At 52.2% G+C, this 25,258-nt stretch carries 22 protein-coding genes; 1 reads left to right on the forward strand and 21 read right to left on the reverse strand.

Going from position 1 to position 25,258, the window contains the following annotated elements; genetic code table 11:
- Positions 1–148 precede the first annotated feature (148 nt).
- The 16 genes from BN3277_RS18400 to dpsA form a co-directional block, all read right to left on the reverse strand.
- Positions 149–640, reverse strand: a complete 492-nt coding sequence (locus BN3277_RS18400) for a YajQ family cyclic di-GMP-binding protein (RefSeq protein WP_059045228.1) — start codon at positions 638–640, stop codon at positions 149–151.
- 185 nt (positions 641–825) lie between these two features.
- Positions 826–1,842, reverse strand: coding sequence for a helix-turn-helix domain-containing protein (locus tag BN3277_RS18405; RefSeq protein ID WP_059045229.1), 1,017 nt, complete (start codon positions 1,840–1,842; stop codon positions 826–828).
- Positions 1,843–1,883: 41 nt separating this feature from the next.
- Entirely contained in the window at positions 1,884–2,651 is a 768-nt protein-coding gene (locus BN3277_RS18410) for a DUF3388 domain-containing protein (RefSeq protein WP_059045231.1), read from the reverse strand.
- 213 nt (positions 2,652–2,864) lie between these two features.
- Positions 2,865–3,119 (reverse strand): DUF3243 domain-containing protein, encoded by a 255-nt coding sequence (locus BN3277_RS18415; protein ID WP_059045233.1) that lies wholly within the window; start codon positions 3,117–3,119, stop codon positions 2,865–2,867.
- Positions 3,120–3,240: 121 nt separating this feature from the next.
- Complete coding sequence (ymfI, locus tag BN3277_RS18420; protein ID WP_392396639.1) at positions 3,241–4,008, reverse strand: elongation factor P 5-aminopentanone reductase; 768 nt, start codon at positions 4,006–4,008, stop codon at positions 3,241–3,243.
- On the reverse strand, positions 4,009–5,289 hold the full coding sequence (yfmH, locus tag BN3277_RS18425) for an EF-P 5-aminopentanol modification-associated protein YfmH (RefSeq protein WP_059045235.1): 1,281 nt from the start codon (positions 5,287–5,289) through the stop codon (positions 4,009–4,011).
- A 4-nt stretch (positions 5,290–5,293) separates the two neighbouring features.
- On the reverse strand, positions 5,294–6,574 hold the full coding sequence (gene yfmF, locus BN3277_RS18430; protein ID WP_059045237.1) for an EF-P 5-aminopentanol modification-associated protein YfmF: 1,281 nt from the start codon (positions 6,572–6,574) through the stop codon (positions 5,294–5,296).
- Between the two features lie 102 nt (positions 6,575–6,676).
- A complete protein-coding gene (sleB, locus tag BN3277_RS18435; protein ID WP_059045239.1) occupies positions 6,677–7,531 on the reverse strand; it encodes a spore cortex-lytic enzyme in 855 nt (284 codons plus the stop codon).
- Positions 7,532–7,671: 140 nt separating this feature from the next.
- Positions 7,672–10,359 carry an FtsK/SpoIIIE family DNA translocase gene (locus tag BN3277_RS18440; protein ID WP_059045242.1) on the reverse strand — a complete coding sequence of 896 codons (2,688 nt, stop codon included), beginning with the start codon at positions 10,357–10,359 and terminating at the stop codon, positions 7,672–7,674.
- 80 nt (positions 10,360–10,439) lie between these two features.
- On the reverse strand, positions 10,440–10,664 hold the full coding sequence (locus BN3277_RS18445) for a YlzJ-like family protein (protein WP_059045244.1): 225 nt from the start codon (positions 10,662–10,664) through the stop codon (positions 10,440–10,442).
- Complete coding sequence (locus tag BN3277_RS18450) at positions 10,661–11,410, reverse strand: ClpP family protease (RefSeq protein ID WP_059045246.1); 750 nt, start codon at positions 11,408–11,410, stop codon at positions 10,661–10,663. The genes BN3277_RS18445 and BN3277_RS18450 overlap by 4 nt, the downstream gene beginning before the upstream one ends.
- A 227-nt stretch (positions 11,411–11,637) precedes the next feature.
- Entirely contained in the window at positions 11,638–13,317 is a 1,680-nt protein-coding gene (locus BN3277_RS18455) for a ribonuclease J (protein WP_059045248.1), read from the reverse strand.
- 467 nt (positions 13,318–13,784) lie between these two features.
- Positions 13,785–14,651: a 4-hydroxy-tetrahydrodipicolinate synthase gene (gene dapA, locus BN3277_RS18460; RefSeq protein ID WP_187380105.1), complete on the reverse strand. Its 867-nt coding sequence runs from the start codon at positions 14,649–14,651 to the stop codon at positions 13,785–13,787.
- A 93-nt stretch (positions 14,652–14,744) separates the two neighbouring features.
- Complete coding sequence (gene dapG, locus BN3277_RS18465) at positions 14,745–15,965, reverse strand: aspartate kinase (RefSeq protein WP_059045249.1); 1,221 nt, start codon at positions 15,963–15,965, stop codon at positions 14,745–14,747.
- A 265-nt stretch (positions 15,966–16,230) separates the two neighbouring features.
- On the reverse strand, positions 16,231–16,824 hold the full coding sequence (locus BN3277_RS18470) for a dipicolinate synthase subunit B (RefSeq protein ID WP_059045251.1): 594 nt from the start codon (positions 16,822–16,824) through the stop codon (positions 16,231–16,233).
- Positions 16,821–17,720: a dipicolinate synthase subunit DpsA gene (gene dpsA / locus BN3277_RS18475; protein ID WP_059045253.1), complete on the reverse strand. Its 900-nt coding sequence runs from the start codon at positions 17,718–17,720 to the stop codon at positions 16,821–16,823. The genes BN3277_RS18470 and dpsA overlap by 4 nt, the downstream gene beginning before the upstream one ends.
- Positions 17,721–17,890: 170 nt before the next feature.
- Here dpsA and BN3277_RS18480 point away from each other — a divergent pair, with 170 nt between their 5' ends.
- Positions 17,891–19,324, forward strand: coding sequence for a S41 family peptidase (locus BN3277_RS18480; protein ID WP_059045255.1), 1,434 nt, complete (start codon positions 17,891–17,893; stop codon positions 19,322–19,324).
- A gap of 191 nt (positions 19,325–19,515) precedes the next feature.
- On the opposite strand, the gene dut is transcribed toward BN3277_RS18480, so the two are convergent.
- From dut to rpsO, 5 genes are all read right to left on the reverse strand, one after another.
- Entirely contained in the window at positions 19,516–19,971 is a 456-nt protein-coding gene (dut, locus tag BN3277_RS18485) for a dUTP diphosphatase (RefSeq protein ID WP_059045257.1), read from the reverse strand.
- Entirely contained in the window at positions 19,955–21,208 is a 1,254-nt protein-coding gene (locus tag BN3277_RS18490) for a M16 family metallopeptidase (protein ID WP_059045258.1), read from the reverse strand. The genes dut and BN3277_RS18490 overlap by 17 nt, the downstream gene beginning before the upstream one ends.
- A gap of 86 nt (positions 21,209–21,294) precedes the next feature.
- Positions 21,295–22,341, reverse strand: a complete 1,047-nt coding sequence (locus tag BN3277_RS18495) for a polysaccharide deacetylase family protein (protein WP_059045260.1) — start codon at positions 22,339–22,341, stop codon at positions 21,295–21,297.
- A 168-nt stretch (positions 22,342–22,509) separates the two neighbouring features.
- On the reverse strand, positions 22,510–24,615 hold the full coding sequence (gene pnp, locus BN3277_RS18500; protein WP_059045262.1) for a polyribonucleotide nucleotidyltransferase: 2,106 nt from the start codon (positions 24,613–24,615) through the stop codon (positions 22,510–22,512).
- 246 nt (positions 24,616–24,861) lie between these two features.
- Positions 24,862–25,131: a 30S ribosomal protein S15 gene (rpsO, locus tag BN3277_RS18505; RefSeq protein WP_018752384.1), complete on the reverse strand. Its 270-nt coding sequence runs from the start codon at positions 25,129–25,131 to the stop codon at positions 24,862–24,864.
- Positions 25,132–25,258 lie beyond the last annotated feature (127 nt).

Here is a 25,258-nt window from a genome sequence, read left to right on the forward strand (position 1 = left end):
ACCATTTCCCCCATCGTTGAAAGCCAAAATTCCCGTCATTCTAAGGATGAACAACCTCTACAAGTATAATATTCCAGCACCGATGCTGTCAAAAATATGAAAATGGCCTCCGCAGCCCAACACAGCGCCGCCGGAGACCTTTCCCGTTCTATTTGAAGTTGGTGAACTGCAAATCCACCGTCAAATCGGCTTTGCGCAGCATCTGCATGATCTCCTGCAAATCGTCCCTGCTTTTGCCGGTGACGCGAATTTGGTCGCCTTGGATTTGGCTTTTGACTTTCAGCTTGGAATCGCGGATCAGGATGTTGATTTTCTTGGCATTTTCCTGGTCGATCCCCTGCTTCAGGTTAATCCGTTGCCGCACTGTGCCCAGCGAGGCAGGTTCCACCTTGCCGTAATCGAGGTTTTTGATCGGCAATCCGCGTTTGATCATCTTCGATTGCAGAATGTCGATGACCGCGCCCAGCTTGTAATCGTCGTCCGAAACGATCACCAGCACGTCTTTCTCCAGTTTGAGCTCACTCTTGCTCCCTTTGAAATCAAAGCGGTTCGCGATTTCCCGTTCCGTCTGATCGATTGCGTTGGTTAATTCCTGCATGTCCATTTTTGAAACGATGTCGAAAGAATTTTCCGAAGCCATAAGTCACATTCCTTTCTCGGTTTCCAATCTTTTCATAAATAAATTATATGTAAAAAAATTCGCAAAGTCGAGCATCCCCGCCACATCCACCCTTAACAGCAACCAAAAAAGCGCCGTTTGACCGAATCGGTCCCAACCGCGCTGTTAATGAAGCGAATAAGCGATCGGCTTCCCGCCATCTTCGCTTATTCGCCGTCTGTCGTTGTTTCGTTGTTGGTCCCGGCACCTTCCGTCCCGGTATTCCCCGTGCCTCCGCCCGTTCCATCGTCCAAGCTCAGGAAGAATCGGGAGGTGGTTTTGCCGTCTTCGATCGGCTGCTCCGCTACCGTAATCGCGGTTTGCGCAGAGTTCCCTGAGATAATGTACAGCCCTTCTGAAACGATGTCATAGGATAGTACATCGCCATCTGCCGTATTTCCAAAGTATAACTTCTCGCCGTTCTTATCGCCTTTGCGTACTTCTACCCAGCTTCTCCCGCTAGCCGTAATGACCACTTGTACCGGCTGCGTTCCCGGATTCTGGATTTTATACTTTGTGACATTCCCTTCCGTTCCGTCCTGAACGACGGCAATCGGCTGATTACCGGTGTTATCAGGGGTTTCGTTGCCCGTGTTCCCCGTATTCCCTGTATTGGTGTTGGTGCCATTATTCGTACCAGGGTCCGTCACACCATCCGTTCCGTTCCCGGCGCCTTTGTTCCCGCCAACGGCATCCCCGTTGGTGGAGTTCCCTGTATTGCTGCCGTTTTTGTCGGTACCCTGCGTTACCGGCGTAGGATCCGGCTCCTTATTGCCTTCAGCTTGATCGTTATTGTTCCCCCAGACCGAGAAATACATATAGATGACAATCAGAATCAATACTGCAAACGACCACATCAACGTCGTGGACAACCATTTCGAGTTACGTTCGTTATGCTGTCGGCTGCGGCGTTTTTGAATCACCGGTTCCATCGTAGGTTCCGGAGCTGAAGAAGGTACGTTTTGCCGATGTTCGGCAAGCAGTTCATCCGCGTCCAAGCCAACGGTTTCCGCATACGTTTTGATAAAAGCCCGAACATAGAAGCTCCCTGGCAGGACTTTATAATCCCCCATTTCGATGGCTTCCAAATATCGTTTGCGAATCTTCGTCATTTCCTGTACATCATCCAGCGACAAACCTCTGGCAAGGCGGGCTTCCCTTAACTGCTGGCCCAAATCCGACACGACCATCACCTCCTGCTATGATTGAATTATGCGGCAAATCATTATAGATCGTCCGTATAAATTGTCGTGAACGTATCGTAAACGATTTGCTCCTCCGGATTGTTACGCAATTCTATAATAATGTCAAAATTGTCATAACTGTATTCGGACTCTTTGACGAACACGTCCGGATGTTCGATGACTTTGGTTGAAGGCATGGACATCAGCTCCTGCAAGAGCTGATGATGCTTCTCATTGGAACGAAGCGTACTGATGATACCGTCGATAATAAACACATTGTGAGGATCCATCTCGTTCTCCGACAATTGGCTTCGCACCGTTTGCCGCAAAAGGGTCGAAGACACAAACGTCCATCGTTTCATCGCACAGACGCTGCCCGCGATAATCGACTCTGTCTTGCCTACGCGCGGCATTCCCCTCAAACCAATGACTTGATGGCCTTCCCGCTTAAACACCTCACCGAGAAAATCAACCAGGATCCCCAGCTCATCCCGGGTAAACCGGAACGTCTTGCGATCATCGGAATCCCGGTCGATATAGCGCCCATGGCGGACCGCCAGCAAATCGACAAGCCGCGGATTGCGCAAGGCGGTCACCGTAATGCTGTCCACCTTGTTCAGCAGCTGGCTGACCTGATCGATTTTGCCGTCATCATCGGTTTCCAACAGTAGTCCCCGAGTCTTACCTTCAACACCGTTGATCGTTAGAATATTGATCTCCAACATCCCTAACATCGAAGCGATATCCCCTAAAAGTCCCGGGCGATTCTTATGTATTTTGTACTCTAAGTACCATTGTTTCTCTTCCATCCCAGACACCTTCTCCATATCCTCATGCACCATTCGACAAAATAGGTCTTAATTCCTGCTATTTTGCAAAAACATTTTACAAAAACATTTCTTACCAATACTGAAAATTACATGTTCATATGTGTTTTATGATATATAAAAAAAAAATGAAAGGCAAGCGAGTGGAGAAAATGGGGGAAAAGCTCCCGGAACGGGAGCTTTTCAAGTGCCAAACTATGCGTTTTTCTTGGCCAACTTCACCATCAAACGAGCAATGGTTTTCCGCTCATCCTCGGTCCCGACATCCCAAATTTCTTTGAGGGTGCGGTTGGATTCGTTTTGCGGATCGACCTTGTCGTCCAGAAAACCGCCGATTTCGTAAGCTAAGTTGGCAATCGCCTCTTCGCTGAAGCCGGCTTTTTCCGCATGCTCGACACGTTCACCCAGGAATTTCTTCCATGTATCAAAATTTTTGAGTACCGTTGACATGATTAAATCCTCCTTCGCTTGGCGATTTAAAATCAACAGTCGTAATATGCGAAAATCCCGTGGGTTTTATGCGTGAGCGGCACCCCAGTGCAGGCGGTAAAACCTGTGAAAGAAGGCGCGATCAGGTAATCCAGCCGCCGTTGGGGCTGATGATTTGTCCCGTGATGTAACCCGACTCCGGCAGCGCCAAAAAGTAAACAAGCGACGAAATCTCCTGCGGCGAACCCAGCCGCCCCGCTGGAATATCCTCCTCCAGCTGGCGGAGCTCCTCCGCATCAAAATGCCCCATCATATCCGTCTTGACCGCACCCGGAGCGACCGCATTGACGGTAACGCCCGAAGGAGCCAGTTCTTTGGCCAGCGCTTTGGTAAACGCGTTAACTCCACCTTTGGCTGCCGAATAGACCGCCTCGCAGGATCCCCCCGAAATCCCCCAAACGGAGGAAACGTTAATAATCCGGCCAAAGCGCTGACTGATCATATACGGCATAAATAATTGGCTGCAGAGAAACACGCTTTTTAAATTGACGTTCATGACGTCGTCCCATTCCGCTTCGGTCACATCGGACAGCATGGCATAATGCGAAATCCCGGCATTATTCACCAGGATGTCGGGATACAGGCCGTAATTCTCCAGCCTTTCTTTCATTCGCAGGATTTGCTCCTTGCTGCGCAGATCCGCTGAGACTGTGTAAGCCTTAGCCCCAAGATCCAGACACTTGCGTGCAACCTCGTTCGCCGCCTCGTGAGAGTTCATATAATGAATCACCACGTTCATGCCGACCGAAGCAAACCGCAGCGCCACCTCGGCGCCGATCCCCCGGCTTGCTCCGGTAATGAGTACGGTCATGTCCGCGATATTTTTACCTATCCCATGATCCATTGCCATTTACGGGCTCACCACAATCGATACGGCCAGCTGTTCCCAATCGATATGTTCACGCAGCCGAGCATTGATGTCCTCCAAAGTCAGTGACTCATAAATCGGAAGCACCGCAAACAGGTCGCCGCCGCGGAAATTATATCGAGTGAACTCGTGGGCGATGTTCTCCGGCGAGTTCAGCATGCGCAAATACCCGCCGATTTTCTTCTTGCGCGCCCGTTCGAAATCTTCCTGACGGAAACCGGAAGCGAGCAGCGCTTCAGTTTCTTCCTTGATCACAGCCAACATCCGATCCGGATCCTTCGTGTCCCCGCCAATCGCCGAAAACGCGTAATTCGGGTTGCTGTTGTATTCATGACCAAAGCTGTCGGAGATCAGATCCAGGTCATAGAGCTTTTGGTACAGCTTGGTGCTGGCACCAAACAGCAGATCGAGTGCCAGCTTCGTGGCGAGATCTCGGCGCAAGAGCTCCTCCCCGGTGAAACCCAACCGCGTCTCTTTAAAACCAAACAAGCATTTCGGCTGGGATACCGGCAAACGCGATTCCCGCCGTTTCTCGGAAACCTCTTGCGGCTCTGTCTCAAACAAACGATCGATCGTGCCTTGCGGTTTATAGTCCTTTTTGGCTTGATTATCCCGGACCAGCTTAAATACTTCCTCCGGATCAACGCCGCCAACGACGAACAGCAGCATGTTGCTCGGATGATAAAAAGCGTTGTAGCACGTATACAACGTCTCTTTCGTAATCGTTCCGATCGACTCCACCGTACCAGCGATGTCGATGTGGACAGGATGTACTTTGTACATCGCTTCAATCAGACCGAAATACACCCGCCAATCCGGATTATCCCGGTACATCCCGATCTCTTGGCCGATAATTCCTTTTTCCTTCTCAACGTTCTGGTCGGTAAAGTAAGGATGCTGCACGAAATTAACCAGCGTCTCCAGGTTAGCCGGAATGTTCTCCGTAGCGGAAAACAGATAAACCGTCTGGTCGAAGCTGGTAAATGCATTAGCGGAAGCACCTTGGGAAGCAAAGGTGGCAAAAATATCCCCCTGCGGTTCCTCGAACATTTTATGCTCTAAAAAATGGGCGATGCCGTCCGGAACCGAAATGTCCTCCTGCCCTTCGACCCGGAAATGGTTATCGATCGAGCCGTATTTGGTCGAGAACGTGGCGTACGTTTTCTGGAAGCCCGGTTTGGGCAGTACGTAAACCTGGAGACCGTTCTCCATCGTTTCGCGATACAGCGTTTCCTGCAAAGCGTCGTAACGTATCGTTTCCATCCGCCTACCCCTCCTTCTGGCCTGTCAAAAAGTATATCGTATCGAGCTGGACGGTTTCCGCGGCGGCGACGACGTCCTGCGGTTGAACCTGCTCCACTTGGCGGAGCAGTTCTTCCGCCGGCCGGTCTTTGCCGGACAAGACGCGGTTGAAATCATACGCGATCATCTCAAAGGCGGAGTCCTGCATCTCCAACAGGCTGTTGCGGATCATCGCTTTGGTCTGGGACATCTCCAGCTCGCTGATTTCCCCGGCGCGCATGCTGGCCAGCTGCGCTTCGATAATGCGAAGGGCCTTCTCGTAATTGGCGATTTCGATACCCGACTGAATGCCCACAATGCCTTTATGGCCGTCGTAACGGGAGGCGGCGTAATAAGCCAAGCTTTCTTTTTCCCGAACATTGATAAACAGCTTGGAATGCGGGTAGCTGCCGAGAATGCCGTTGTACAGCAGCAACGAAGCATAACGGTCATCGCCGTAGGTGATCGGTGTGCGGAGGCCTAAATTCAACTTGCCTTGATTGACATCAAGGGCTTCCTTAACCGTACGGACCTCGCCGCCCCGAATTTGAACCTGTTCCGGCTCATAATCCGGCGAAGTTGATCGATTGAGGCTAAAATGCTTGGCAACCAGCTCTTCCACCTCGGCCAAGGTCGTATCGCCTACCACATACAAGTCCAGGTGGGCTTGCTGCAACCAGCTTTGATAGGAGGCGTACAAAGCTTCAGGCGTAATTTCATCCAGTTCGCTCCGTTCCCCCAGCGGGTGCAGGCGATACGGATCGTCTTTAAACATCTCCTCCGTACAGCGCTCAGCGGCATATCGGATTTTATCGTTGATGATCCCTTCCAGCTTCTTGCGAACGGACTCCCGTTCGGAATTGACGTAGGCCGTACGGAAAACGCCGTTTTCCTTCGCCGGTTTGGTTACGACTTCACCGAGAAAGGCGAAGCTTTGTCCCAGTAGCGATTCGTTGCTCTTCACGAAGGAATCGTTGATGGTATCCATACGGAACTGAACCATCTGATAGTTGCCTCTTTTATATACATCAAAGCCAAAGCCTGCCCCGTACATATGCTCCAGCTGCTCGCGGAACTGCGTAGTTTCAGGGTAGGATTCCGTACCCCGGCGCAGCACGAAGGGAGTCAGGGCCGTTGCGGTTACCGTTTGCTCTTGCAGCGGCAAGCCCGCATAGAGAGATATCGCAAAAGTTTTGAATCGGTTGGTCGGCAGGACGTGCAGCCGAATATGGCCTACGGAGCCGCGCTCAAATCGCGTTTTGTTCAAAACCAAAACTCCTTTACAAGAAAGTCAGTTCCATTCTATACCAATTCAAAGGAAAGAAGCAACCTGACGAACAAGCGGCTGCTCCTTGATAAAATCAGCTATTTACATACAGAATATATGCTCCCCGATCGTCTTCACCTGCGGACGTGACCAAATCCATTTCGACGTTGCCGTTCTCGGGTTGAAATAGTAGATGCAGCCCCCTGTAGGGTCCCAACCGTTTAACGCCTGCTGCACAGCTTTGCGTGCTTGCTCGTTGGGCTCTAGCCAGATTTGTCCATCCGCAACGGCCGTAAAGGCTCCGGGTTGAAAAATGACGCCGGAGACGGTGTTTGGGAAGCTCGGGGATTTAACCCGGTTCAAGATGACCGCCGCGACAGCAACCTGACCTTCAAACGGTTCGCCGCGCGATTCCCCGTAAACGGCATTCGCCATGATGCGCAAATCGTTCTCCGATAGCCCCATAGCGTTGGAGGCGGACAGATCCGTAGCTTCCGCTTTGACTTTATCGCCGCCGCCAGTTCCGCCACCACTTCCGGTTTTATTGGTCGTCCCGGTTTGCGGTTTCGTATTCCCGCCGGCATTCGCATTCTCCATGCCCGGTTTCCAATTTTTCGTAGCGTTATAAAGCTTTAGTTTCGTTTTGGGGCCGGCTAAGCCGTCTACCTCCATCCCAAACTCCGACTGGAACCACTTAAGAGCATCCCGCGTCTTGGGGCCAAATGAACTGTCCAACTTGCCGTGATAAAAACCCAGATAAGCCAGACGGCCCTGCAATTCATACACGTCCTTGCCGTATGCTCCGTAATCGATCACCTGCTCACTAAATGCGGGCTGCGCTTTATAGGTATTGACTTTGCCTTCGTCAAGCGTATGCCGGAGCGTGTTCGCTCCATATCCGATTCCGAACAAAAGCAGCACTAAACCGGAGGCAAACCAGATCTTTGCTTTCTTCATACGTTTAGCTCTACCTCTCTTTTTAGAAGTTGTTCAACATGGATGGGTGACTTTAGTATGACAAGCGCTGTCCCTTCCTATGCACCCTAAGTTCCGAGCCACTTCTAAAAAGAAAGGGAAGGACTCCCCCGATCCGTAGATCAGGAAGAGATCCTTCCCATCTTGTATTGCTCAATCGACATAAGCACTTCCCGCGGCTTACTGCCTTCATACGGCCCAACGATCCCACGCGCTTCCATGGAATCGATCAAGCGTGCAGCTCGGGTATACCCGACGCGCATGCGACGCTGGAGCAGCGAGACGGAGGCCTGCTTCGCCTCCAGTACGATTTGGACAGCCTGGTCGTATAGCTCGTCCAGCACCTCTTCCGTCTCCTGCACTTCGTCATCCACCTCGGGAACCAAGCTCTCATCGTATTCGGCTTGTCCTTGTCCGCGCACATAACTGACGATGGCCTCGACCTCTTGGTCGCTCATAAATGCCCCCTGTACCCGCATCGGCTTGGAAGCGCCCATCGGCATGTAGAGCATGTCCCCCCGGCCCAGCAGCTTCTCGGCGCCCGCCATATCGAGGATCGTCCGAGAATCGACCTGGGACGATACGCCAAATGCGATCCGAGACGGGATGTTGGCCTTGATCACCCCGGTAATAACATCGACCGACGGCCGCTGCGTGGCGATGATCAAGTGGATGCCTGCGGCACGAGCCATCTGCGCGAGCCGCGCAATCGCATCCTCGACGTCGCTGGCCGCAACCATCATCAGGTCGGCCAACTCGTCCACGATAACTACAATGTACGGCAAGATCGCATCCGGATTCTCCGCCATCATGTGATTATAACCTTCAATGTTCCGCGCTCCCGATTTGGAGAACAGTTCATACCGTTTCTCCATCTCTACGACGATTTTCTTGAGCGCCAGCGAAGCACGCCGTGGATCGGTTACAACCGGGGTTAACAGATGCGGTATTCCGTTATAGACATTCAATTCGACCATTTTGGGGTCGACCATCATAAATTTGACTTCATCCGGTTTGGCCTTGAACAGGATGCTGGTAATGATGCCGTTAATGCACACCGACTTCCCGGAGCCCGTCGCCCCGGCCACCAGCAAGTGAGGCATCTTCGACAGGTTGCCGACGATCGTCTGGCCGGAGATATCTCGCCCGAATGCGATGCTCAGCTTGGACTCTGCATCCATGAACGTCGGCGTCTCCATCACTTCGCGCATCGTGACCAGCGAGACCTCGTTGTTTGGCACCTCGATGCCGATCGCGGATTTCCCCGGGATTGGGGCTTCCATCCGAATATCCTTCGCCGCCAGCGCCAAGGCGATGTCGTCCGTCAGATTGACGATTCGGCTGACCTTTACGCCGATATCCGGTTGAATTTCGTAGCGGGTTACCGCCGGGCCACGCACAACCTCCAGGACCCGGGCCCGCACGCCAAAGCTCTCGAGCGTTGCCTCCAGCTTGCGGGCGGTTTGCATGTAGTCAGCTTGGTCGCCGGATTTGCCCGCGCCAGCTGGTTTGGACAGAAGCCGGAACGAAGGCAGCTTGTACGGCTTAGGAGCCGGTTTCGGCGGAGGTGGCGGAGGAAGTTCCTCGCCATTCCCCTCTATCGTTCCTGCCGAAGGCTCCCCATTTCCAGGCTCACCGCCTTCTACTCCGGCGTTATCCCCATCCGGGAAGCCGGCTAATGCAGCATCAGAAACCTCGTAATTTGTTCCCTCTGGAAACCCATCGCCATGAAAGCCGGGAGATCCAAGTTCGCCCTCTTCCCCATCCTCATCCTGATGCAGGCTTTCCCGCTGAATATGGTCGAAGAAATCGCGGATAATCGGGCCGGTATCGTTGCCTCGATGATCCTCGTTCCCGCTTGGCTCCGCGCCTTCTTCCTTGCCGATATAATTCACGGCATTCCAGTTGATTCCCGCTTCAGGAGTTGGTTCAGCGGCTACGCCGCTCGCCTCCTCTTCCTGCGGGATCGGATCTTCTGCGGCCTGAGGCTCATCCGGTCTTCCTTTAAAGTTCAATAGCTGGAAGAACACCGGTTTCTTACGGGCCGATGCCGAGGCCGGTAACGGCTCGCCATCGATATCGTAACCCTCTTCCTCCGGTTCATCGTAAGTGGTAATCGCAGGGGCTGGTTTTTCTGCCCGTTTAGCTTTGCCGCGCACCGGTATTGGGCGCAGCATGCGCATTTTTTTCCCTAGACTCTCGCCCAACACCGCCAGTCTGGAACGCAGCATCCGAAATAGATCAACGTAGGATAATCCGGTTACCAGCATAAAGCTGATGGCCAACAGCACAATCATGATCAGCTTAGCCCCAGCCATTCCAAACAAAGAGTACAGGAAGGCGAATTCCAGAGCCCCGACATACCCCCCGCTAATGTCCAGCCCCAGCAAGCTCATCCCGGCGTCGCTCACTGCCGGCTGAAAGAGCGCGCCTTGCAGATCGCGATGAATCTGGCCGAGCACGTTACCTGCGGACAATGGCACAGCGGGCGCGAGTTTATGCTGCATCGCGGATATCGTACTCATCAGCGTCAGCGCTAATACGGCCAGCAGCACGCCGCTGCGGCGCGCGTTCCAGCGATTTGGCCATTTCCGATGGATCATCACAGCTAGTCCTATGTAAATGCCGATGACAGGGATCACAAAATAAAATTTGCCGAGAATCAAAGCGGCCATTTTCGATAACGTTCTTCCTACGGCAGCCTCCCCGGACAAGGCAATAATGGATAAGGTAATCAGGATGATTCCGTATATTTCGTATTTGAGCATGCTGCCAAGGGCAGCTTTCTTCTTCTTCCGTTTCCGTGGCAAACGAAAACACCCCCTAGATGAATATTATACCATAATCACCAAGGGGGGACCTAGAGAAGATACCGAAGACGGCATTTATCTCATTTGAATAAAGTTGGAAAAAAAGCGATTTGTCGTCCGGGCGCCAAATCCGGGTTTAAATAATCCTCAAGCTGACAGCGCAGCAGCCGTACGATCGTCGCTCGGTTGCCGGACTCCATCCGCACTTGCATCAGCACGCCGTTTAGTTCAATCTCACCGTAAGCCTCCTGATTCTCCGCATTTTCCCAATAAGCTTCCTCAGGCAGTATCGTGTAATGCGTCATTGCGTGATCCCTCCTGCTTGTCTTCGCGATTCAATCAACGAATTGAGCTGGGTTAACCCTTCGCCAATCCCGCCGATGGCATCGATCAACCCATGCTTCACGGCATCGCTGCCGCCAACTGCCGTACCGATATCGCGATTTAACTCCCCGGTCTTGAACATCAGCTCCTTGAACATCTCCTCCGAGATCCGTGAGTGCGTAGTGACGAAGCGAACAACCCGCTCCTGCATTTTCTCAATATACTCAAACGTCTGAGGCACTCCGATCACAAGTCCGGTCATGCGAATCGGATGGATCGTCATCGTCGCGCTTTCGGCAATCAAGGAATAATCAGACGCCACGGCGATCGGTACCCCGATGCTATGCCCCCCGCCGATCACGACCGTGACGGTTGGCTTGGACAGGGAAGCAATCATCTCCGCGATGGCAAGGCCTGCCTCTACATCGCCGCCCACGGTATTTAATATAATTAACAGTCCTTCGATCCGCGGATTCTGTTCAGCGGCTACAAGTTGGGGAATTAAATGCTCGTATTTCGTCGTTTTGTTTTGCGGCGGCAGCACCAAATGGCCTTCAATCTGACCGATGATCGTCAGGCAATAGACATTGGATTCCCCCGGAGTGGGCACTGCCGTTTGCCCCAGCTGCTGAATCATCTCCGGTACCGTGGCCTCTTTCTTCTCCGGTTCGTTTGGCGGCAGCTCAGATTCACTGCGTACGGTCGATTTGCTTAGATCTTTATTCATGGTTTCGTCTTCCTTTCGATGTCGGCATATTCGACGGAGTCTCGTTTCACTACGCAGCCCTTAGTATGCCGACAACCTTCTTCAGTCTATACCCAAACCATAGAGAATCTCCAATCAGATGAATGAGAAATCAGGCAACCTGCGGACACAAAAAAGCCTCTTCTCCTGCTGGAAACCGTCCAAATTACCGGCAGGAGAAGAGGCGACTGTGTGTGTGCAAATTAATCTTAAACTTCCATAATGATCGGCAAAATCATCGGTCTGCGACGCGTTTGCTCATACAAGAAACGGCCGAGCGCATCCTTGACGTTTGTTTTCAGTGATGCCCACTCGTTGACGTTCTCGCTCATCAGCTTCTCCAGCGTACTGGAGACAATTCGGTTCGCTTCATCCAGGAGACCTTCCGATTCGCGAACATAAACGAAGCCGCGGGAGATAATATCCGGACCGGAAACAATCGTTCCGTCTTGCTTGCTCAGCGTTACGACAACAACCAAAATCCCGTCTTGCGACAACAGCTTGCGGTCGCGCAATACGATATTGCCGACATCGCCTACGCCAAGTCCGTCAATCAGCACATTGCCGGCAGGCACTTTCCCGGCTTTCCGAGCAACGCCGTTCTGGATCTCGATGGTATCCCCGATGTCCACGAGAAAAATGTTATCCGGCTCCACGCCTACCGATTCACCAAGCAACGCGTGCTTCCGCAGCATGCGGTATTCCCCGTGGATCGGAATGAAATATTTCGGCCGCATCAGGTTCAGCATGAGCTTCAGCTCTTCTTGGCTGCCGTGACCCGATACGTGTACGCCGGAATTCGATCCGCTGTAAATTACTTCGGCCCCGAGGCGGAATAATTCGTCGATCGTCCGACCCACGTATTTTTCGTTGCCTGGAACCGGTGTTGCTGCAATGATAACCGTATCCCCAGGCAGGATATCCACCTTACGGTGTGTCGAGCGGGCCATCCGCGTCAGAGCGGACATCGGTTCTCCTTGGCTGCCCGTGCACAAAATGACAACGCGGTCCGCGGCCATTTTGTTAACTTCTTCCGGCTCGATGATAATCCCGTCCGGTACGTTCAAATAACCGAGCTCTTCGGCAATCGTCACAACGTTTACCATGCTGCGCCCAATAATGGTCAGCTTCCGGTCTGTTGCGTACGCTGCATCGATCACCTGTTGGATCCGGTGTACGTTGGAGGCAAAGGTTGCCACAACAACGCGCTGTTTCGCTTTATGGAAAATATCGCTGAGCACGATGCCCACGTTCTTCTCCGAAGGCGTAAAGCCGGGTCTCTCCGCGTTGGTGCTATCCGATAAAAGTGCCAAAACGCCGTTTTTCCCGATTTCGCCCATCCGGTGCAAATCCGCATATTGATCATTGACTGGGGTATGATCAAATTTGAAGTCGCCGGTATGAACCACATTGCCTTCCGGAGTTTCGATGCATACGCCAACCGAATCCGGAATACTATGATTCGTCCGGAAGAACGAAGCTTTCATCGTTGTACCCAGCTCGATCACAGAATCCGCGTTAATCAGGACGCGTTTCGTTTCGCCGAGCAGTCCCGCTTCCTTCAGCTTGTTCTCGACAAGCCCTAAGGTGAGTTTTGTCCCGTAAACCGGAACGTTCAAATTCTTCAGCACATAAGGCAAACCGCCGATATGGTCTTCATGCCCGTGCGTCAGCACGATGCCTCTTACTTTATCGCGGTTCTCCGTCAAGTAAGTAATATCGGGAATGACGATGTCGATGCCAAGCATGTCCTCCTCCGGAAACTTAAGGCCGGAATCGATGACCACGATATCATTGGCATATTGAACGACATACATGTTCTTCCCAATCTCTGCGACGCCGCCCAATGCGAAAATCGTCAATTTTTCATTATTCATTTTTTTAGACAAGTGAATCTAACCCTCCTAATTATTTTGGACGTCGTATTGAAAATTCCTATGGAAATGGCTCCGGCCGCTGCATTTTGAATTCCAAAGCTCGTAAATTGCAGGAACAAACAACCGCCTAGATTCAGACGGTCTAGCCGTTTCTCAAAGTCATCATCGTAAAATGGTAGTTCAATCAAGTTAAGGTAAGCTTCTCAGCTCCATCCAGCTCAAAGCGAATTGACATAACGAACTTCGCATTCGATTACTGATGTAAGCCAACTTCTTGAACGAGCCATTTAATTAAAAATTCACCGCACCCAGTCACTTGAACTCATTATACATGATTAAATTGGCAAAAAACAAGTCAGCGCTTTTACCTACGTTTAACGTTACCTTGCACCATGACAAAAAAACCGATGCCTGCGAATCAGGCATCGGTTTCTGGAAATACAGCACATATCTGGTTGGATAAATCAGCCGGGCAGCAACTAGAGGAAGTTGCGGATCCGTTGAGCCTCCTGTTCGTTTGGCGGCACGAGCGGCAGTCGTACCGAACCAACAGAGTGGCCAGTTTCATTTAACGCGTACTTCACTGCGACCGGATTTGGGCATTCGAACAACACCTTAAATAACGGCAGGAGCTCGCGATGCAGCCGACTTGCTTCGTTAACATTTCCGCGGTCAAAGAACTGCACCACCATCTCTTTAATCGAGCGGCCTGCGAGATGGCTGGCAACACTGATCACGCCGTAAGCCCCAACCGCCATCGCCGGCAGCGCCGAAGCGTCGTCTCCCGAGTAAACTTTGAAATGTTCCGGCGCCTGGGCCACGATCATAGCGATCTGGTCCAACGGCGCGCATTCTTTTGTTGCAACGACATTCGGAATCTGCGCCAACCGCAGCGTTGTTTCAACGCTCAGGCTGACAACCGTACGGCTGGGTACGTTATACAATATAATCGGCAGGCTCGTGACAGCTGCGATCGCTTCAAAATGGCGGAAAAGGCCTTCCTGATTCGGCTTGTTGTAGTATGGGGCGACCAGCAAGATTCCGTCAACGCCGCATTTCTCGGCCTCGCGCGTCAAATTCACGGAATGAGCGGTATCGTTGCTGCCCGTGCCGGCGATGATTTTGCAGCGGCCTGCCGCATGCTTCACCGCAAAGGCAAATAATTCAAGCTTCTCTTCATCCGTTAGCGTAGGGGATTCCCCCGTCGTTCCGCTCACGACCAAGCTGTCGGACTGCTGTTCCTCCACCAAATAGTCGATCAGGCTTGCGGTTTGGTCCCAGTCAATTTTCCCTTGATTATTAAAAGGCGTTACCATGGCTGTAATCATTCTTCCGAAATCAATCACGCCATTTCCTCCTTCCGTCTCCCGCTTCGCTTATTATTTACTGCCCTATCAGCATTCCCTGCCCTTTTCGAATCCGATCCAAGCTCTTCCGAGTTAACGGCCTAGCTCAAACTTGGCATGCAGCGCCCGAAGCGCCTGCACCATGTCGTCTTTATGCACCAACACCCAAATCGTCGTATTCGAATCGGCCGATTGCAGGATCTGAATCCCATGCTCGGTTAACGCCTCGACAATTTTGGCCATGATGCCGGGTACGCCATTAATCCCGCCGCCGATGACCGATACCTTGGCGCAGCCGGTGCAGATTTGCGGAGCGAGCTCCAACGATTTCAGCACCTCTTCCGCCTTGGCCGAATCTTTATCGAATACGGTATAACCGACGCCCTTTGGGGTCACATTAATAAAATCAACGCTAATGTCGTTCTCCGCCATCGCCTTAAACACCTGCAGCTGCAAGTTATCAGGGCCCTTGCCGGCGGATTCCACCCGGATTTGAGTCACGTTCGCCACGTAAGCAATCCCAGTCACGTAACGGTCCACAATGCCGAGCTGGACGTCCTTAAATCCTTCCGGATTGGCGACAAGCGTACCTTCGTCCTGCGAGAAGGTGGAGCGAACGCGGACGGGAATTCCCGACTGCATCGCGATCTCTACCGCACGGGGATGGATGACCTTCGCCCCTTGATGCGCCATGTTGCAGATTTCCGCATAGCTTACATACTCGAGTGGCTTTGCATCCTCTACAATCCGCGGATCCGCGGTCAAGATTCCATTTACGTCCGTATAAATATCGACCATTTCAGCGTGTAGTGCGGCTCCCAACGCCGTAGCGGACGTATCGCTGCCTCCGCGTCCCAGCGTCGTGAAATCGCCGCCTTGATTTTGTCCTTGAAAACCCGTTACGATCACGACATCCTTCTGCTGCAACTCTTCCAGCACCCTTGTTGGGACGATATCCAGAATTCTTGCATTTCCATACTGGCTGTCCGTTCGGAAGCCTGCCTGAGCTCCGGTTAAGACGACCGAAGAGATGTCTTTCTCTGCCAGCAGGCTGCATAGCTTGGCTGCGGAGATGATTTCACCGCAAGCCATTAGTAAATCCTGTTCACGAGGCGGTAAATAGCCCTCTCCCTCAGCAACCAACTCCAGCAAGGTATCCGTTGCGTAAGGATCGCCTTTTCGGCCCATAGCCGATACCACCACGACGAGCCGGAAACCGTTATCCAGTTCCCGGCGTACGTGTGAGATGACATGCTCTCTCGCTTCCTTTGTCGATAGAGACGTGCCACCGAATTTTTGCACCAAAATGCGCATGGGTATTCCTCCAGTTAATAAGTGCGGAGTAAAGCGATGACTTCATTCCGTTTTGATTAGCAAGTTTAACGAACCCAGAGCTTCGAAAACATACCCCTTCGCCGCAATGATCTCCGCGATTGTATACGGCATTCCATGCTGCGCCTTTGAGCAAATTGTTCCGATCCATCTAACCTATGTTGAGTCCGTCCTTTGAAGATCGCGGCGTAAAAATGGCCTGCAAGGGTTTTATTCCCACCTGGCAAGCAAGCCGACAGTTGCCGATTTACCCATGAAAACGTTCGATAATCAGCGGTTGCAGCTGTTTGCCTTCCAGTGCGGCATAACAAGCTTCAGGCACCAGTTCCATGTTCGCCACGAGCGAATTGGGTTTGCCGATCGGATTATCTTGCCCGAACGGAACGAAATACACATTTTTAGCCACGATTAACTTTGCGATATTCGCCAAATTAAATCCTAAACCGTCATTAGTCGACACCGCGATGACGAGCGGACGTCCGTTGCGCAGCTGGGCTTTCGCCGCCATCAGCACGGGACTGTCCGTTACGGCGTTTGCCAGCTTGCTTGTCGTCGTCCCCGTGCAAGGAGCGATAACCAAGACATCAAGCAGCTTGCTTGGGCCGAGCGGTTCAGCTTCGACAATTGAAGAAATAATATCATTCCCTGTAATATCTTTCAACTGTTTGCGCCAATCTTCCGATTTACCGAAACGGGTGTCGGTCATCAGCACCGACTGGGATATAATCGGCACAACCTTCGCCCCTCCGTCGACAAATCGCTGAACCTGAGGCATTACCTCAGCAAACGTACAATGCGAGCCCGTAATGGCGTAACCTACCGTTTTCCCCTGCCAATTCACTGTTCATCCCCCCGTAATTGATACTCATCCAAAATCGACTGACAAATCGTATTTGCCATGATAATTCCAGCCGTTTTGGGAGCGACGATTCCGGGAATGCCAGGGGCTAAAATCGCCTTAACTCCTCGCTTCTCGGCGAAACGAAAATCCGTTCCTCCGGGCGCCGAAGCTAGGTCGATAATCACCGCCGTACGGGGCAGTTTCGAGATGATTTGCGCTGTGACTATCATAGTCGGAATTGTGTTAAAAATCAAGTCAACATCCCCTACGTTAGCGGCCAAATCCCTTGTCGCAAAAGGCTTCCAGCCCATTTGCACCGCTCTGGCCACATCGTCCTCCCGGCGTACCCCAACCCTTACATTCGCTCCCAAACCCTGCAGCGTTCCTGCCAACGTAAACCCCGTTCTCCCAATCCCGAGCACCATGCAGGTTGAACCGTGAATCGTGATGTCCGTATTCTGAATCGCCATCATGATTGCGCCTTCTGCCGTCGGAATCGAGTTATAGATGGCGACGTCGTCTCGTTCGAGCACTTCAATGATCCGAAAACTGTGCTCGTCGCCCATTTGCTTCAAGAAGCTTTTGGCGATACCGGTATACACCAGCGTGCTTTTTCGGACAGATGCAAACCATTCCCGTTTGATGACCAGCTGTTCCGCAGAAAACGGCGCCGGAACGACACCGTGATCATCGCAACCGATTACCGGAAGGATGATCACATCGGCGCCGGCCAGCAATCCTGGACTTAACGTCTCCTGCGAAACTCCCTTCAGCGGCGTCTCCAACCGGTCGAAGCCAACAACCCGTACCGTAGCGTCTAGTTCCACACATTTGTTGATGACCTCCACCTGCCGGGCGTCACCACCGAGGAATACAATCGTTATTCCGGTCAGCATTCTTAGACGGCACTCCTTCCAAGCAACACAGTATAGACCATCTTATGCCGGGGCCTACGAAGTGGTGAAAGGGAAGAATGCCTAAGAGCCGAGGGTATGAAAATCGTCATAGCGTACCTGTCCGGTTCACAGGTACGATGTGTCCCATATTATGGAAGATGGTGATTAAGATGAAGAGAAGAGTAATTTTTACTACAATCACGGCAATTGGCTTCATCGTTGCAGGTCTGATTTTCGCCCTGGGTCGTCCGTTTGGAGAGCCCGAAGCTAGCAAAACTTCCTCGACACCTCCAACGGTCGAAGGGATTGCCGCGGACCTTCCGGCAGCCCCACTCCTCTCCTCCAACGAGATGATCGAAGATTTGGACTTTCTTGTCCGCACGCTGGAACAGGTTCATCCTAAACTGCTGGATGGATGGAGTAAGGAACAGCAGAATACGATTAAGGAGGTCTACCTAACCGCTTCCCAAGAACCGCTGCCGCTGGAACGCTTTTATTTCCTGGCCGATCAGATTGTGACTTTGCTCCAAGACGCTCACACGAATATCCTGCCGACGTCCTCGTCAACGTTATATTTGAACTTGCCGATCTATTGGGCAGCGGAAGGCCCTGTCGTGCTAAGACCAACTCAAGAGCTGCAAAAAGGAGATCTTCTGCTCGAATTAGGCGGGTACTCCCCTACCGAGTTATTGGATGAGTTGACCAAGGTCATCCCTGCGGAAAATGAGGGCTGGGTCAAAGTACAAGGCGTGGATATGCTGACCGGTCAAGCTTTTCTGGAGCGCCTGAACTTGTTAGTAGAAAACAAGGTTCATCTAAAAGTGGACCGGAACGGTGCCGAGATTGAGGTGGATGTACCCATGAGCCGTCAACCACGTGCTCTGGGTGTAGGCAATACCCCCTATGAGGTTGGGGGCCGTTTGTTTAATTATGTGATTGACGAGAAGCTATCATTAGGTCTGCTGCGTATCCATACCTGTGAAGTGAACAGCGAATACTTGGAGACACTAGCCAACTTCTTCGGCGAGGTCCGGCAAAAAGGGATCCGGCATGTTGCGGTTGATTTGCGGAATAATTTCGGGGGAGATTCCGCTGTGCTGGATGCTTTTCTCCGATATGTGGATGTGGACAGCTACCGAGGCTACGGTTCTCTCATACGCTTCTCCCCTCAGGCCATGGAGAAGTACGGATTTGACCAGGATAAGGGGATCCAGCACCATAACTCCCAAATCGAGTCTGTCTCCCCAAAAAAGAACCCGTTTACCGGCGACTTGTATGTCTTAACCTCTCCTCTCACTTTTAGTTCAGGAAACTGGTTTGCCGTCATACTTAAGGATAATGGGCTCGCAACGATCATAGGAGAACCTACGGGGAACCAACCTTCAAGCTACGGTGACATCCTTAGCTTTACGCTCCCCAGGTCCCGCTTGCCGTTGTCGGTATCATACAAGCAGTTTACCCGTCCGGATCAACGGTTGACCGACGCAACCTCCTTAGAGCCGGATATCTTTGTTCCTACAACACGCCAAGATATAATCGACGGCCGGGATGCTCAAATGGAGAAGTTGAAGGAGATTGTTGTTGCGGCGGATCAAGCAAACTAAAGGACATTTAGGGCCTTATTCCGGATTGAACCCGCCATATCCGCCACTTTCCTGAGCGATAAATGAAAATAAGGGTAAAAAAGTCCTTTATTTCGGCCAAAACCCTTGCCTAACCGAAAATAAGAACCTTTTTTACCCTTATTCTTTAGAACCTGAGTAAGATACGCAGGTTTACTCGCTCACTGCGAGCCTTACTTCGTCCCCGTATGTCCAAACCCGCCAGCGCCGCGAACGGTCTCAGACAGCTCGTCTACCTGCACAAGGTTTACTTCAGGGACGATCTGGAACACCATCTGCGCAATCCGTTCATTTCGCTGAATGACAAACGGTTCCTGCCCAAGGTTGATCAGCAGCACCTTGATTTCGCCGCGGTAATCGGCATCGATGGTCCCGGGCGTATTCAAGCACGTGATTCCGTGCTTATAGGCCAAGCCGCTGCGCGGGCGGATCTGCGCCTCTAAGCCCCCTGGCATCGCGATAGCGATCCCGGTCGGCACGAGGGCACGTTGTCCTGGCTGGAGCGTTAGCTCCTCCGTAACGGCCGCGTAGAGGTCAAATCCGGAGGCCAGCTCGGACATTTTGCGAGGCAGCTCAATATCTTCATTTCCTGCCAAACGATGGATTTGCACTTCAAACGACAAGTTCATCTCTCCTAACTCCCGATATCACGCGATCCGACGAGCCTACCATAGCCAGGGAAAACGGTTGGCTGAACATCCCCTTCAGCACCTGATTGACATCGTCCATGGTCACCGCCTCGATGCGGGCGATCATTTCATCCAAGGAATAATGTCTGCCGAGCATCAGCTCATTTTTACCCAGCCGGTTCATGCGGCTTCCGGTGCTCTCCAGGCTCAAAATCAAGCTTCCCTTCAGCTGTTCCTTCCCTTTGCTCAACTCGCTGGAAGTAATTCCGTTAACCGAGACATCGTGCAGGATCTCCTTGGTCAAATCCAACACTTCTTTGGTTTGCCGCGGCGCGGTTCCCGCATAGACCGTAAACAAACCGCTGTCGGCATGCGAGCTGTGGTAGGAATACACGGAGTACGCCAAGCCGCGTTTCTCGCGAATCTCCTGGAAGAGCCGCGAGCTCATGCCTCCGCCGATTGCATTGTTTAACAGCACCATCGCATATTGCTTATCTTCCCCCACCGGAAGGCCCGGGAAGGACAAGCAAATATGGTTCTGCTCTGTTTTCTTGCGGTGGAATTTCAAACCGCCCAAGAAGTCGGGCGCTTCTAGCGAGCTGGAGCTTCCCCGGTTCGAAAAATCACCGAAATACTTCTCCAGCAGTTCGATCACCTGATCGTCGATATTGCCGGCTACGCTGATCACCGTATTCTCGATCGTATAATGCTCACGCATATACTCCCGCAGATGCTCCGATTCCATGGCGCGTAGCTTCTCCTCCGTGCCCAGAATCGGCTGCGCCAGCGAATGCTCCCCGTAGGCCGCCTGCGACACGAGATCATGAACCATGTCATCCGGCGTGTCTTCGTACATGGAGATCTCTTCTACGATCACGTTTTTTTCTTTTCGCAGCTCTTCCCCATCGAACAAGGAACGGAAAAACATGTCCGACAACACGTCGACCGCAATCGGTAAATGCTCATCCAGCACTTTGGCATAGTAGCACGTATATTCCTTGGACGTAAACGCGTTTACATTCCCGCCGATCGCATCAAACTGCTCTGCGATATCCTTAGCGCTGTATCGCTCCGTACCTTTAAACAACATGTGTTCGATAAAATGCGAAATTCCGCCCCGTTCAGGGCTCTCATTGCGGGAGCCGGTTTTGACCCAAATGCCAAATGAGACCGAACGGCATGTTGGAATCTTTTCCATAACCACCCGAAGGCCGTTTTTCAATTGCGTTTTCTTCACGAAAGGCCCTCCTAAATGTTTTGCGTTGCATGGGTATTGCGTTGTTAATAAATGCATCCCTATCCTACCAAAAAAAGGCGGCAAGCTCAACTCTGCGGAACCGGGCTATCCACTCGGTCCGGCGACAGCGTCTGCTCCACCGTACCCAACTGCAGCCCGTTGGCCTGAATGGCTTGAATCATGCCCTCAAGCGCGTCCCGGCTCGACGGCGTCGGATGCATCAGAATCAGCGAGCCCGGCCCCACTTTGCTGCCGATCTTGCTTACGATGCTGGACGCCGGCGGGTTTTTCCAATCTACCGTGTCCACGGTCCATAAGACCGTCTTCAGCCCCTGCTCCGCCGCCAGCTTGACGGTTTGCATATTGTAATCGCCTGAAGGCGGCGCAAACCAACGGTTCTCCACGCCTAACTTCTCCTTCAACAGATCCTTCGTTTTGGAGATCTCCAGCCGGGCTCGGGTTACTTCCAGTTGACTCATATTCGGGTGCGAGTATGCGTGGTTTTCGATCTGATGGCCACGCCGCTTAATTTCCGCCGCCATCTCCACATTTTTCTTCAGCCAGCTGCCGTCGAGGAAGAAGGTTGCTTTCACCTTGGCCTTATCCAGCGTATCAAGCATCGGTACAAGATATTCGTTTCCCCAGGCCACATTGATCATCAGGGCGGCCATCGGCTTGTTTGGGTTCCCCCGGTAAATCGGCTGCGCCCCTAAATCCTCAAGATTCACTTTTGGCCGAAGCTCACGATATACATACTCGATTTCCGCCCCCTCCGGCAACTGTTTGGCCTTGACGTAGGTGCGCTCGATATCTACTTCACGCCCGTTATAACCGGGAATGGCTTTCCAGACCCGGTCAACTACAGCGTCAATCGGCTCGACCCGCCGCTTCTCGGACTCTGCACGGATATAAGTCAGCAAGGGATCCATGTCTTTCGCGGCCCCGCCGTTTTTCTGATCTTGCTTGCCTTGGGCACCTAAGTCCCCGGTCAGATCGTTGATCAGACGGAAAGCAAAACTGCCGCTTTCTTGCTCCGAGCTTTTGGCCACAAAAGCCCGAATCCCAGCAAACTGCCCCAGTATCATCACAAAGGCAATGCATATCGCGATGACCGCAAACTTGTTCCGACCCATGCTGAAGCTCATCCCCTCAAACGGTTTTTGTCCCCATCATATGTTGACAAGCCCAGGGATATGCCTTTCCGGATCGCCTGGCGAAGGTGAACACATTAAAAAAGAGCCAGAATTGATACATTCTGTCTCTTTTCCCGCAAGGATGTCCTGCGTCAAATTGCTGCTTTTTTAATTGGGGGATTTTTCCGTTTCTGCGGTAAGAACCGCTTTGCGGGAAAGATTGATCCGTCCTTGGTTATCGATCTCGGTGACTTTCACGGTTACCGTATCGCCGATCGCCACAACGTCCTCCACTTTCGCTACGCGTTCCGTCGACAGCTGGGAAATATGCACCAAGCCGTCCTTACCCGGCAAAATCTCGACGAATGCGCCGAATTTTTCGATCCGTTTGACGGTCCCGACATAGATCTCGCCAACCACAACTTCCTTGACGATCCCTTCGATGATCGAACGCGCTTTGCTGTTCATCTCTTCGCTGGTGGAAGCAATGTACACGCGGCCATCTTGCTCGATATCGATCTTCACGCCGGTTTCCTCGATGATCTTGTTGATGATCTTGCCCCCGGCCCCGATCACATCGCGGATCTTGTCCGGATTGATTTGCATGATCACGATCTTCGGCGCGTAAGGGGACAGGTGCTCCTTCGGCTTTTGGATACGCTCCATCATTTTGGACAGGATAAACATCCGGCCTTCTCTCGCCTGCTTCAATGCATCAGTCAGGATCTGCCGGTCGATGCCGTCGATCTTGATGTCCATTTGAATCGCCGTTACGCCATCCGAAGTCCCGGCCACTTTGAAGTCCATATCGCCGAGATGATCTTCCATCCCTTGGATATCGGTCAGAATCGAGACATGCTCGCCGTCTTTGATCAAGCCCATTGCGACCCCGGCAACCGGTGCTTTGATTGGTACGCCCGCATCCATCATCGCCAGCGTACTGGCGCAAATGCTTGCCTGAGACGTGGAGCCGTTGGATTCCAATACTTCCGATACGAGACGAATCGTATACGGGAATTCGGATTCCGGCGGAATGACCTTCGACAGCGCCCGTTCCCCCAAGGCGCCATGACCGATTTCGCGACGGCCTGGAGCACGCAACGGACGAGCTTCGCCTACGCTAAACGGCGGGAAGTTATAATGGTGCATGAAGCGTTTCGACTCTTCCAGGTCGATGCCGTCCAGAATTTGAACGTCGCCCAGCGCCCCCAGCGTACAGATGCTCAGCGCTTGCGTTTGTCCACGTGTAAACAGACCCGAGCCGTGCGTACGCGGCAGCAGATTGATGTCGCATTCGATCGGACGAATTTCGTCCAGTTTCCGTCCGTCAGGGCGCACTTTGTCATGGGTGATCAACCGGCGCACTTCTTCCTTGACGATGTCGTGCAAGACTTCCTTCACATCGGCAAGCAACTCCGGCGATTCTATGTATTTCTCTTCGAAATGAGCCACCGTTTCGTTGTTGATGGCATCAATCGCATCCTGACGTGCATGCTTCTCGGCAATCTTCACAGCTTCAACCAGGCGATCCTGGGCAAAAGCGCGAACTTCCCGATTCACTTCTTCATTCACCGCATGCAGCTTCACTTGCATTTTCTCTTTGCCGGCGACTTTCACGAGCTCTTCGATGACGGCAACGATGTTTTTGATCTCATCATGGCCAAACATGATCGCCTCAAGCATGACCTCTTCCGGCACTTCGTTCGCTTCCGCTTCCACCATCATGATGGCGTCTTTCGTCCCGGCGACAACCACGTAAATGTCGCTGGCTTCCTGTTGCGCTACGTTCGGGTTAATCACAAACTGTCCGTTCACCCGACCGACAGCCACGCCGCCGATCGGCCCATTAAACGGAACGTCGGAAATGCTAAGCGCTGCAGAAGTTCCGATCATCGCCGCAATTTCCGGCTCACAATCCTGATCCACGCTCATGACCAAATTCACGATTTGCACATCATTACGGAAGCCTTCCGGGAACAACGGACGAATCGGACGGTCGGTCAACCGGCTGGCCAGAATGGCTTTTTCGCTAGGACGTCCTTCCCGTTTAATAAAGCCGCCGGGAATCTTACCGACCGCATACAGTTTCTCTTCATAATTCACGGTTAACGGAAAAAAGTCCAAATCCTTGGGTTCCGAAGACGCCGTAACCGTACATAACACCGCCGTATCGCCGTAGCGCACCATGACGGCCGCATTGGCTTGCTTGGCCAATCGGCCCGTTTCCAGGATGAGAGGTCTTCCCCCCAAATCCATTTTCACTTGATTCTGCATGAAATCCCTCCTTATCACCAATACAAGTTCGGTACTGAGTTCATTATTTCCTGCTTTTCGGCAATTCATAATGATGAATGGCTTTCTGGCAGCAGAAGAATGTTCTCATAACAAAAGCTCCTGACGGAGCCTTTGGTAGAAGCTAATCGCGATAAGCCCTAATTTGTAAAAAGCAACCCGGCCGCACACCGCACGCTTTGCCAGCGTCCGCCATGCAACTAGGCTGCTTTTATCAAACATGTCCAATTAACGACGCAATCCAAGCTTCTCGATCAAAGCGGAGTAACGTCTTACGTCTTTGTTCTTCAGGTAAGCCAACAGCTTACGACGTTGACCAACCATTTTCAGAAGACCGCGACGGGAATGATGGTCCTTCTTGTGCGTGCGCAAGTGGTCCGTCAAATTCACGATGTTCTCCGTAAGGATAGCAATTTGCACCTCAGGGGATCCGGTATCGGACTCATGAGTTTTGTGCTCTTGGATCAATTGTTGTTTACGTTCTTGAGTCAATGCCATCCTGTTCACCTCCTTTATCTCAAATCGCCGTTAGCCTCGTCGCCGGCGGTGAAACCGCGCAACCAAGCCAAGGTTCTTGCTGCCCCTTGGAAAAACATGTTCTTCCGCGTGACAACGTTACATAGTA

It is taken from the genome of Paenibacillus rubinfantis (assembly GCF_001486505.1).
GTDB classification, from domain to species: Bacteria; Bacillota; Bacilli; order Paenibacillales; family Paenibacillaceae; genus Fontibacillus; species Fontibacillus rubinfantis.

Coding starts and splice junctions, on each gene's coding strand:
- BN3277_RS18400 (WP_059045228.1), bottom strand. CDS start 640: ATGGCTTCGGAAAATTCTTTCGACATCGTTTCAAAAATGGACATGCAG.
- BN3277_RS18410 (WP_059045231.1), bottom strand. CDS start 2,651: ATGGAAGAGAAACAATGGTACTTAGAGTACAAAATACATAAGAATCGC.
- BN3277_RS18415 (WP_059045233.1), bottom strand. CDS start 3,119: ATGTCAACGGTACTCAAAAATTTTGATACATGGAAGAAATTCCTGGGT.
- ymfI (WP_392396639.1), bottom strand. CDS start 4,008: ATGGCAATGGATCATGGGATAGGTAAAAATATCGCGGACATGACCGTA.
- yfmH (WP_059045235.1), bottom strand. CDS start 5,289: ATGGAAACGATACGTTACGACGCTTTGCAGGAAACGCTGTATCGCGAA.
- sleB (WP_059045239.1), bottom strand. CDS start 7,531: ATGAAGAAAGCAAAGATCTGGTTTGCCTCCGGTTTAGTGCTGCTTTTG.
- BN3277_RS18445 (WP_059045244.1), bottom strand. CDS start 10,664: ATGACGCATTACACGATACTGCCTGAGGAAGCTTATTGGGAAAATGCG.
- BN3277_RS18450 (WP_059045246.1), bottom strand. CDS start 11,410: ATGAATAAAGATCTAAGCAAATCGACCGTACGCAGTGAATCTGAGCTG.
- dapG (WP_059045249.1), bottom strand. CDS start 15,965: ATGCGCATTTTGGTGCAAAAATTCGGTGGCACGTCTCTATCGACAAAG.
- dpsA (WP_059045253.1), bottom strand. CDS start 17,720: ATGCTGACCGGAATAACGATTGTATTCCTCGGTGGTGACGCCCGGCAG.
- BN3277_RS18480 (WP_059045255.1), top strand. CDS start 17,891: ATGAAGAGAAGAGTAATTTTTACTACAATCACGGCAATTGGCTTCATC.
- dut (WP_059045257.1), bottom strand. CDS start 19,971: ATGAACTTGTCGTTTGAAGTGCAAATCCATCGTTTGGCAGGAAATGAA.
- BN3277_RS18495 (WP_059045260.1), bottom strand. CDS start 22,341: ATGGGTCGGAACAAGTTTGCGGTCATCGCGATATGCATTGCCTTTGTG.
- pnp (WP_059045262.1), bottom strand. CDS start 24,615: ATGCAGAATCAAGTGAAAATGGATTTGGGGGGAAGACCTCTCATCCTG.
- rpsO (WP_018752384.1), bottom strand. CDS start 25,131: ATGGCATTGACTCAAGAACGTAAACAACAATTGATCCAAGAGCACAAA.